At 42.0% G+C, this 9,909-nt stretch carries 13 protein-coding genes; 10 read left to right on the top strand and 3 right to left on the bottom strand.

The window, feature by feature from the left end:
• On the top strand, window positions 1-91 hold a 91-nt coding region (locus ACO9K6_RS20790; protein ID WP_424769439.1), incomplete at its 5' end, for an IS3 family transposase.
• A 122-nt stretch (window positions 92-213) separates the two neighbouring features.
• Complete coding sequence (locus tag ACO9K6_RS20785; RefSeq protein ID WP_424769437.1) at window positions 214-576, top strand: DUF2513 domain-containing protein; 363 nt, start codon at window positions 214-216, stop codon at window positions 574-576.
• 239 nt (window positions 577-815) lie between these two features.
• Here the strand turns inward: ACO9K6_RS20785 and ACO9K6_RS20780 are convergent, their stop codons facing one another.
• Window positions 816-959 (bottom strand): hypothetical protein, encoded by a 144-nt coding sequence (locus ACO9K6_RS20780; RefSeq protein ID WP_424769436.1) that lies wholly within the window; start codon window positions 957-959, stop codon window positions 816-818.
• 733 nt (window positions 960-1,692) lie between these two features.
• On the opposite strand from ACO9K6_RS20780, the gene ACO9K6_RS20775 reads away from it, so the two are divergent.
• The 8 genes from ACO9K6_RS20775 to ACO9K6_RS20740 all read left to right on the top strand — a co-directional run bounded on the left by ACO9K6_RS20775 (window position 1,693) and on the right by ACO9K6_RS20740 (window position 8,615).
• Window positions 1,693-2,187, top strand: coding sequence for a phage terminase small subunit P27 family (locus ACO9K6_RS20775; protein WP_424769435.1), 495 nt, complete (start codon window positions 1,693-1,695; stop codon window positions 2,185-2,187).
• Window positions 2,180-2,479: a hypothetical protein gene (locus ACO9K6_RS20770; RefSeq protein WP_424769434.1), complete on the top strand. Its 300-nt coding sequence runs from the start codon at window positions 2,180-2,182 to the stop codon at window positions 2,477-2,479. Before ACO9K6_RS20775 ends, ACO9K6_RS20770 begins: the two co-directional genes overlap by 8 nt.
• Before the next feature lie 114 nt (window positions 2,480-2,593).
• On the top strand, window positions 2,594-3,847 hold the full coding sequence (locus tag ACO9K6_RS20765) for a terminase TerL endonuclease subunit (protein ID WP_424769433.1): 1,254 nt from the start codon (window positions 2,594-2,596) through the stop codon (window positions 3,845-3,847).
• A gap of 19 nt (window positions 3,848-3,866) precedes the next feature.
• The gene (locus ACO9K6_RS20760) at window positions 3,867-4,028 is read left to right on the top strand and encodes a hypothetical protein (protein ID WP_424769432.1); all 162 of its coding nucleotides are present in this window, start codon (window positions 3,867-3,869) and stop codon (window positions 4,026-4,028) included.
• A 9-nt stretch (window positions 4,029-4,037) separates the two neighbouring features.
• A complete protein-coding gene (locus ACO9K6_RS20755; RefSeq protein ID WP_424769438.1) occupies window positions 4,038-4,319 on the top strand; it encodes a phage portal protein in 282 nt (93 codons plus the stop codon).
• Between the two features lie 264 nt (window positions 4,320-4,583).
• Window positions 4,584-7,757, top strand: a complete 3,174-nt coding sequence (locus ACO9K6_RS20750) for an S-layer homology domain-containing protein (protein WP_424769431.1) — start codon at window positions 4,584-4,586, stop codon at window positions 7,755-7,757.
• 250 nt (window positions 7,758-8,007) lie between these two features.
• Window positions 8,008-8,175, top strand: coding sequence for a UvrD-helicase domain-containing protein (locus ACO9K6_RS20745; RefSeq protein WP_424769430.1), 168 nt, complete (start codon window positions 8,008-8,010; stop codon window positions 8,173-8,175).
• Window positions 8,176-8,300: 125 nt separating this feature from the next.
• Window positions 8,301-8,615 carry a hypothetical protein gene (locus ACO9K6_RS20740; protein ID WP_424769429.1) on the top strand — a complete coding sequence of 105 codons (315 nt, stop codon included), beginning with the start codon at window positions 8,301-8,303 and terminating at the stop codon, window positions 8,613-8,615.
• A 76-nt stretch (window positions 8,616-8,691) separates the two neighbouring features.
• Here ACO9K6_RS20740 and ACO9K6_RS20735 read toward each other — a convergent pair whose 3' ends face one another.
• On the bottom strand, window positions 8,692-9,096 hold the full coding sequence (locus tag ACO9K6_RS20735) for a type II toxin-antitoxin system VapC family toxin (RefSeq protein ID WP_424769428.1): 405 nt from the start codon (window positions 9,094-9,096) through the stop codon (window positions 8,692-8,694).
• 512 nt (window positions 9,097-9,608) lie between these two features.
• The coding region (locus tag ACO9K6_RS20730; RefSeq protein WP_424769427.1) for an IS3 family transposase at window positions 9,609-9,909 on the bottom strand (301 nt) is incomplete at its 5' end.

The following is a 9,909-nucleotide window of genomic DNA, read 5'->3' as shown; positions in this document are numbered from 1 at the left end:
CAACTGGTTCAACAAGCATCGCATCCATGGAACCTTAGACTATATGACGCCTGTTCAATATCGACAAGAAGCCCTTAAAAAAGTTGTCTGATTTACTGTTGACAATCCATTGTTGTGTGGAGAGTGTGAAAAGGTTTGATGACATAAGCGGGATTATTTGCTATTATAAATGAGGGAACATTCGTTCTTATTTATTATATGAGGAGAGATCAGATGAAGAGAGACATGGAATTAATCATCAGACTTCTAAAGATAATTGAAGAAAGGTCTGCTGAGGATTCAGGTTTAGAAATTCATTTATCTGATGTAGATGATAGTCTTGTTCAATATAATTTAGGGTTAATAAGTGATGCAGGACTCATTAAAGCGATTAATGCAACTAGTTCAGGTGGAGAAATGTATTTACCACTTAAATTAACATATAGTGGTCATGACTTCTTAGATGCAGCTCGAAATGTTACTATAGTAAATAAGGCAAAAGATATTGCTCAAAAGCAAGGTATGGAGTTATTTAAATTACCTATCGACATTATAAAGGGATTGTTAGTAAAAGCAGCAACGGAAATGCTGTTGTAATTGAATTCATCAACGATGAGCATCCTTCGGGGTGCTTTTTTGTTTGTCTATAAAAGGGATTACGATTATGAGATATAGAGAAAGGAATAGCTGTAATCCTTTGGAACTAGTATTGTTTAAAAAGCGATTAGACCAGTTTAAAGAATTAACTTTAGATTCTTGTAAAGAAAACAAAAGGTTATTGATTTTATTTTGCATATGTTATCACCTTCCTATATAATTCTTCATTTAAATTAAGCTTATTTGCGTTTCCCTCTTGATTGAGCAAGAACAGATCCTGCAAGCGATTTAGTAGTTTTGCTTGTTCTTCCATCCTGTAAAGCTTTAGAAGCTGTCGTCGACATAAGATTAGATGAAACTTTTTTTGAGCTGCTTTTCGCCATTTAAATATCTTCCTCTCTTGTTAGACTAAATATGTAGATTCTAGGTGATTTGGTAATATTGATTACACCTTTATTTTAAATCGATTGTCGTGAAAATGCAAATAATTTTTTGAGGAATTTTGACCTGTTTCATCTATATGTATATGTTATTGTCGAAATGAACATCTATATATTGCGGTTTTCGCAAAAAATCTAACTATTCAACATGATTCGAAAAGAGTGTATATAGTACAAATGTGAATCTTGTGAGAAAAGCCCTAGATAGAAAAATATTTTGAGGTTACTCTAAAGGAATACATATGGCAATTAAGAAACTATGTAATAAGAATGGATGCAATGAGCTGATTGTTATAGGTAATAAATATTGTGATAAGCATAGGTATCAAGAACAAACAGATAAGCGAGACAGGAATAGATATTATGATGAGCATGTTAGAAGCAAAGAAGCAGCTGCATTTTATCATGAAAAATAGTGGAAGAAGGTAGTGCTTCCACTGGAATATTACCCTGAGTTAGGATTGCAACTGTCTAAGCTCTTGAGTAGATGTCATATGCATCACAATAGGAAGACTGCTGAAGACAAGAAGAAGTATGGAAATTAGGGTGGGCAGGTCAAAAAGTTTCAACGCTTTAACGCATTACCGCATAGGGACTTTTTTAGCGCGGAAAATCCAAAAAAATTGTTAAAGGGTAACTTTTACCAAAAATTATATAGAAGGGGGTGAGTGTTCGTATGGGTAGACCTAAAAAATCGATTGATGTTATCTTGGAAGAAGGTAAATCTCATTTTGATAAGGAAACAATTGAGCAAAGGAAAGAACAAGAGGCAGCGGTCAGGCCGAGTGATAATAAAACAGACTGTCCAGATTGGTTGACTGATAAAGTAGCAAGAAAAGAGTATAGACGGATTGCCAAGGAACTTAATAATATTAATCTGTTGACGAATCTGGACATAACGACACTCGCTCAGTATTGTCAAGCGTATTCATTATACCTTTCGGCTACAAAGGAATTAGAAGGTAAGCCGATGGTAATTGAACAAACTAATAAATCAGGCTTTACTAATCTAATCGAACATCCACTTATTAGGATACAATTTAAGTATTCAGATGAGATGAAAAAACACGCTACTCAAATGGGGTTAACCATTTCCTCGCGTCTAAAGTTAGTTGTTCCAAAGAAAGATGACGCTCCAAAGAATAAATTTGATGAGTTTCTGGATGATTGATCATACAACTCAGTACGCTTTAGACGTAATAAATGAGGAAATTATTACTGGTAATCTGGTGAAATTGGCATGTGAACGACACATAAATGACTTGAAGAGACAGGGAACCGAAGGGTTTCCTTTTTTGTTTTCACAGAAGAAAGCGGATAGGGCATTCAAATTCTTCGAAAATTTGAAGTTTACTGATGGTGAATTAAAAGGCACACCAGTTAAATTGGTTGATTTTCAGTACTTTATTATCGGCAATTTGTTTGGTTGGTTAACACTCGATGGTTATAGGCGATTTTCTTAGTCATATGTGCAGCTCAGTCGTAAGCAAGCGAAGTCGCTTCTCAATAGTGGTATCGCAATCTATACTGCTGGCTTCTGTGGATACCAGAATGCACAAGTTTAGGCTAGGATTGTCTTGAAACAGGCCAAGAAGTTTGTTGAGCAGGATAAAGATTTAGCAGAATTACATAGAGCTTATGACCGTGAGAGTCTAATCAAGAATAAGGCTAATGGTGGCAAGATCATGGCTTTAGGTCGTGATACAAATAGTATTGATGGATTTGAGCCGTATACAGGTATTATTGATGAATTCCATTCCCATAAAAATAATCAGATGATTAAACTTTTACAGGATAGGACCATCAACCTTCCTGAGTCCTTAATTTCGATAATTACAACGGCTGGATTTGACTTGTCACCAACGAATCCTTGCATTGTTGAGTACAATTATTGTGTTAATTTGCTTAATGGGGCAGGCGAAAACGAAAGATATTTCACGTATATAGCTCAAATGGACAAAGAAGATGACATATGGGACAGCAAGAATTGGGTTAAATGTTCGCCTTTAAGTAGACATTTACCACATGCAATTAAAGCAATGGAAACGTTAGCAATCGAAGCCAAAGAAAAAGGTGGAGAAGAACTAACAAATTTCATGACGAAGACGCTTAATATATGGACTCATTCATCGGATGATACTTACATCAATCTTGATAAATGGAAAGAATGCGCGTCTGATATGACACTTGAAGACTTCAAAGGTGCAGAAGCTTATATTGGTGTCGATCTGTCTAGCGGTGGTGATTTAACAAGTATCGCCATTGAGATTCCTACTGTCATCGATGGTCAGCAGAAATACTTTATTCATTCACATTCCTTCATGCCAAAGGAGAGACTACTGGAGCATATCAAGTCAGACCAAGCACCCTATAATGTATGGTTGAGTGATGGATTATTGACAACGATTCCTGGCTACAAGACAGATTATAAATTCATCATTAAATACCTTAGAGAAATCAAAGAGAAATATAATCTTAAGTTTAAGATTATTTGTTATAATCCGCATAATGCCGATACATTTCTAGATGACCTAGAAATGTTTGGCTGTGACGTTGTTGAGATCGTACAAAGTGCTCGCAACCTTAACCAACCAACTGTGGATTTTAAATTAGAAGTTGACTCAGGGAACATTATCTATAACAGAAAGAGCAAATTGTTAACTTGGGTCTACAACTCATTTGGTGAATGTAAAATCGAGAAAAATTTACAGCGCAAACGCATAGATCCAGTCGATGCAGTTATCGATTCTCACAAGATGGCAATGTTAATGAAAGAACAATTTGTTATGACAGATGAATATTTAGATGAGTTATATTCGGACTATTTATAAGAGGAGGTGACAGATAAATATGGCATGGTTTAACAGAAAGAAAAGTGCTAGAAATGAAATGATGAATCAAGGATTTACTACTGCTGATATTAATACGTTCCTAGAGTCTCTAGGTATGGGTGGAGATGTAAGTGCAGATAAACTATACTCAGCGACTTATTATGCTTGTATGGATATCTGATGTAAAGCTATATCAAAGCTTCCAATAAAGGTTATGAAATCTAGTGATGCTGGTACAGAGAAGGCTGATAAACATTATCTTTATTCCTTGCTAAAACGCAGACCGAATCCTTATGTGAGTACGATTGATTTCCTATATGCTGCTGAATTTCAGAAATTAGAATATGGGAATGCATACATTTATGCACCAGTAAATAGAGGCAAAGTTTCAGGTTTGTATTTGCTTAATAGTGAGAGAATGAAGATTGTTTATAACATGCTGTTAGCCCTGAATTCATTCGCACAAGCATGAATTTTGACGTGGAGGAAATTCACTAGACTAAGAAATATATTCCAGTAATGATCACGCTTGTGCTACAATAGGGGGCATAAGTTCATACTGGAGCGGATGGACGGCAAAAAAATCCAAATATAGACGTGCTTTAAGAAAGGCGAGTGAAAGAAGACGATGATCAGACGTTGTATTTCTTTGTTAACGGTATTATTTCTTTTAGCAGGAATCATTCCTACTATTACTTTTGCCGATTCTCTTGATAATTGGAGTATACGGAGTCCGTTGCCCACGAATCAAACTCTTCGTGGCGTCACCTATGGCGACGGCACGTATGTGGCGGTGGGGAACAGTGGAACGATAGTGACCTCCAGTGACGGAACGAACTGGACGAGCGTCACGCCGGTCATCGCGAATACTCTTAATGGCGTCACCTATGGCAACGGAACGTATGTGGCGGTGGGGGGCAGTGGAGGGATAGTGACCTCCAGTGACGGAACGAACTGGACGAGAGGCGCGTTCGGCTCCAAGTTTGAACCTAATGGAGTCACCTATGGCAACGGAACGTATGTGGCGGTGGGGGACTTTGGAAGGATAGTGACCTCCAGTGACGGAACGAACTGGACGAGCAGCAAGTCGAGCATCTCGAGTCATCTTAATGGCGTCACCTATGGCAACGGAACGTATGTGGCGATGGGGGACAGTGGAAGGATAATGACCTCCAGTGACGGAACGAACTGGACGAGCAGCACGTCGGGCACCACGAATACTCTTAATGGCGTCACCTACAGCAACGGCACGTATGTGGCGGTGGGGAACGGTGGAAGGATATCGACCTCCAGTGACGGAGCAAGCTGGACGAGCCGCGAGTCAGGCACCACGAATACTCTTAATGGCGTCACCTATGGCAACGGCACGTATGTGGCGGTAGGTATCTCTGGAAATATTTTGCAAACGTTGGTGAATGCGGCAGCGCCGGTGATCGACACGCAGCCGACGGACGCAACGGTGAACGAAGGCGACAGCGCGCCATTGAGCGTAGCGGCGACAGTGAGTGACAGTGGGACGCTGAGCTACCAGTGGTACAGCCACACGGCCAATAGCAATAGCGAAGGCACGGTAATTAGCGGAGCAACCAGCGCATCGTATGCCGCGCCGACGGCAACGGCGGGAACGACGTACTACTATGCGGTGGTGACCAACACCAACAACAGCGTAAACGGCACGAAGACGGCAACCGCAACGAGCAGCGCGGTCAAGGTGACGGTGAACGTCACACCTACCTATTCGATTGCTGCAATAGCCAATCAAACGGCAACAGCACTTATTCAAGGTTATGAAACAGGTACACAAGATACGAAAACCATCTATGTAACGAATGCCGGCACAGGCAATTTGGCGAACCTGTCTGCAAGGCTTAGTGGCGCAAATGTAAATGATTTTGTAATCACGCAACCAGCTTCGCCATTAAACAGCGGAGCACCGGCAACAAGCTTTACCGTTAACGCGAAAGACGGCTTAGCAGCTGGCACTTACACCGCAACAGTCATGGTGTCTGCAGATAACATGACTGATGTGACGTTTACAATGACACAAGTTGTGAACTTGCCGAACGTTCCTGAGAATCCGCAAAACCTGGTGGCTACCGGAGGGGATCGTCAGGTTGCGCTGAACTGGAGTACGGTAACGGGAGCGACCTACTACAACCTGTATATGTCGATGACTTCAGGTCAATTTAGCAGTACATCCGTTGTTACTGTGACTGACTCTACCTACAACGTACAAAACCTGACAAATGGAACAACCTACTATTTTATTGTGAAAGCAGGTAACTTGGGAGGCTTGAGTGCGGAATCCAATCAGGCAAGCGTGACTCCCGCAACGGTTGCGGCAGCACCGACAAATGTGTCAGCAGCCGCTGGCAACGGGCAAGCCACCATGACCTTTACAGCCCCATCCAACAATGGCGGAAGTGCCATTACGGGGTATGAAGTGACAGCTTCCCCTGGGGGAAAGGTCATGGCCGGAACGGCAAGTCCGATTACAATCACTGGTTTAACCAACGGAATGAGCTATACCTTTACGGTGAAGGCGATCAATGGTGTGGGAAGCAGCGCATCTTCTGCCCCATCCAATGACGTCATGCCGAGATCGTCTTCCAGCGGCGGCAGCAGCGATAGTAGTAATACGAATACGGAAACCGCCAATACTGGTGTCGAGATACTCGTGAATGGTAAAGCGGAGAATGCGGGGACGGCTACGATAACCAATCGGAACGACCAAACCGTAACGACGATTGCTTTCGATCCCAAAAAGCTGGTTGACAAGCTCGCGGCGGAAGGCCTGCATGCGGTTGTGACGATTCCGGTCAATAGCAAGTCCGATGTGATCGTTGGCGAACTGAACGGCCAAATGATTAAACATATGGAAGACAGACAGGCGGTTCTGGAAATCAAATCGGATCGTGCATCCTACACCTTGCCTGCACAGCAAATCAACATCAGCGCCATCTCCGATCAGTTTGGAAAGTCAGTGAACTTGCAAGACATCAAGTTGCAGATCGAAATCGCTGCGCCAACAACGGATACGGTGAAAGTTGTTGAGAATGCGGCAGTGAAAGGAGCATTCGCGCTTGTCGTTCCGTCGGTTGAATTCACAGTCGGAGCCACGTACGGGGAAACGACAATCGAAGTATCGAAATTCGACGTCTATGTAGAGCGAACCATCGTCATTCCTGAAGGTGTCGATCCCAACAAGATTACGACAGGCGTTGTGATTGATCCTGACGGTACGGTGCGTCATGTACCGACCCAAGTCGCTGCGATCGATGGCAAGTACTACGCCATAATCAACAGCCTGACCAACAGTACGTACGCGGTCGTTTGGCATCCGCTCGAATTTAGCGATGTCGCGAACCATTGGGCGAAAGCAGCCGTCAACGATATGGGATCGCGCATGGTCGTAAGCGCTACTGGGAACGGCTTGTTCAGTCCTAATCGCAACATCACCCGCGCCGAGTTTGCGGCCATTATCGTTCGCGGGCTGGGGCTCAAACTGGAGAACGGAACGGCGCCATTTCCGGACGTAAAGATCTCGGATTGGTATCAAGGAGCCGTTCAAACGGCATATGTGTACGGCCTTATCAGCGGGTTTGAAGATGGCACGTTCCGACCGAATGATAACATTACCAGAGAACAAGCCATGGTGATGATCGCCAAAGCAATGGCGATCACCGGATTAAAGGCGAAGCTTCCTGTACAATCGACAGGCGATATATTACAACCGTACACAGATGAAGCGGATGCATCCACCTGGGCACTACGCAGTATTGCGGACAGTGTACACGCAGGTATCGTATCCGGAAGAAACGGCGCTGAACTGGCGCCCAAAGCGCTTATTACGAGAGCCGAAGTTGCGGCGATTGTACAAAGACTGCTTCAAAAATCGGAATTGATATAATTCTCTACGATGCCTATAGGTAGACAGTTCGGGGTTATACTGCAGCAGTAATGATAACTGCTGTAGTATAACCTTGTTTAGATCGAGCGAACGTCAATCAAACATAACGATACTTGAACCGAGAAAACTCTTATACATCAAGGTACTGAAAATCATTATCACCGCATGACTATTGTATACCCCACAGTTTGTAGAATTATAGAGATAGAGATGCGTATCATATTGAAGTGATGGCGCAGTTATAGATCGATTGAGTAAAATCTTCTCTCACATTTTTATTGATAAAATCCAGGACCTTGCGGGATACGACTTAGAGATAGTAAAGCTTCTTTTGAAAAGCCGGTCAAATATACTTTTTGTTGGCGATCCGCGCCAGGTAACCTATCTTACCCATATCGAGAGAAAGTATGATCGATAAAAACGTTGAATGTATCACATAGAGACAACCCGATGATCTGTGACTATTCTTCAAAATTATATTTACAGTATACTCCATGCCGATCCAATCAGAATGAAGTGACAGGTCACGATGGTATCTGTTTAGTGAGAAAACAAGATGTGGATTTGTATTTGCAAAGATATAACCCCGTCCAATTAAGAGATAGCATCAGAGAAACGGTTAATAAAAAATATAAGACTGTTAACTTTGGTGAGTCAAAAGGGATTACTTTTGAAAGAGTATTAATCTATCCTGCACAGCCATTTACTCAGTGGATTAAAAATAACAATTTTGAATTACTTCCCACAAGTCGTTCAAAATTTTACGTTGCTTTGACCAGAGCACAGTATAGTGTAGGTATCGTATATGATTACGACGAGAGGACCAACTTAGAAGGGCTTCAAAAATTTTATGTATAACTAATGAGAAGAAAAACCTACAGGTATAAATAAACAAACTTCAGTGTATCCTTTGTCGGTTTTCAGCACAGTAACCCTATATTTTCAATAAAGTCATCCCATACTCATTCGTAACAAAGTTCATGTCTGAATCCCGGGAAACCAGTACCAAATTAGCTGTATAGGCGGTTGCAATAATGAGTGCATCAGGAGTTTTTATTTTCCGTCCCTTGCTTCTTTGCTCGCTTTGCATGGATGCTGCTTTTCTTGCGACAGCGGAATCGACATGTATCATATGCCTAGGGGAGAAAAGCCTTTCTGCGATTAAGAACTGATTGTGTTTGACACCGCTCGGTACTTCACATTCCGTAATCGTCGAAAAGAATATTCGCCGTTTTTCTTCTTGGGCTTGTCGCATTAAGTTCACCGCGGCATGATCGTTGTCCAGAATGGCGATGACGATGTTTGAATCGAATAAATATCCGGAGTGGTTGTGGGTCACTTTCCCCAGCCCTCCCGTGACTCCTGGATGTGGTCTAATAATTCTTGCGCTTCCCCGGGCTTCAGAATTCCAGCCACACTTAAAATGTCATATACTGAGTAATCAATTAAAGTCTTCGATGGTTTCTGCTTCAAGATCTATGACAAGCTTCTGGTGGAAATATTGTTTTCAGATAAAAACTCCCTTAAGTCTTTTGCTATATGAGAATGGAGTTTGCGTACCATTGACATGGAGAACCACTCCTTTATCAAAATATGTTGCTAAATCGTTTCGCTTCCCGCGATCTTCTTCGATCTTTACTTAATAAACAATTATACCCGATGAATACGGCCGCGGCACACAGAACGAGCTATTATCGTGTGCCTTTCATGTACTATTGGGGTTAATGTTAGTGCCCGCAACTTGCCCACATTTTGCCCACGAACTCTACGCACACAACATACTCACAAGTATTTATTGGACTAATATCTGAAGGATATCGGATAAAATCGCCAGAAAAAGACTCAAAAAACCTATAAAAACGTATTTGTCTCATGGGCGGCATGATGTAATAAGGGGTAAAATCCCTTAATGGACTTTCGCATATCCGTATAACCACAGCCAATATACAGTTGATCCGCCATCGAGATGTCACCGAACATACTGCAGGATGCGAAGCGTCTGTTCGAGAAGTGCGGTAGACGCACGCGGATGAATTTCAATTGTGGATTGTCAACACAAAACTGAACAACTTTTATAAGGGCTTCTTGTCGATATTGAACAGGCGTCATATAGTCTAAGGTTCCATGGATGCGATGCTTGTTGAACCAGTTG

The organism is Paenibacillus praedii (genome assembly GCF_049725345.1).
Classification (GTDB): domain Bacteria; phylum Bacillota; class Bacilli; order Paenibacillales; family Paenibacillaceae; genus Pristimantibacillus.
Note: the sequence above shows the minus strand (reverse complement) of the source record. Positions and strands in the feature narration are given on the sequence as shown.

What these genes read in the sequence shown, in the direction of transcription:
- ACO9K6_RS20780 (WP_424769436.1), bottom strand. Translation starts at nt 959, where the DNA reads ATGGCGAAAAGCAGCTCAAAAAAAGTTTCATCTAATCTTATGTCGACG.
- ACO9K6_RS20785 (WP_424769437.1), top strand. Translation starts at nt 214, where the DNA reads ATGAAGAGAGACATGGAATTAATCATCAGACTTCTAAAGATAATTGAA.
- ACO9K6_RS20770 (WP_424769434.1), top strand. Translation starts at nt 2,180, where the DNA reads ATGATTGATCATACAACTCAGTACGCTTTAGACGTAATAAATGAGGAA.
- ACO9K6_RS20775 (WP_424769435.1), top strand. Translation starts at nt 1,693, where the DNA reads ATGGGTAGACCTAAAAAATCGATTGATGTTATCTTGGAAGAAGGTAAA.
- ACO9K6_RS20760 (WP_424769432.1), top strand. Translation starts at nt 3,867, where the DNA reads ATGGCATGGTTTAACAGAAAGAAAAGTGCTAGAAATGAAATGATGAAT.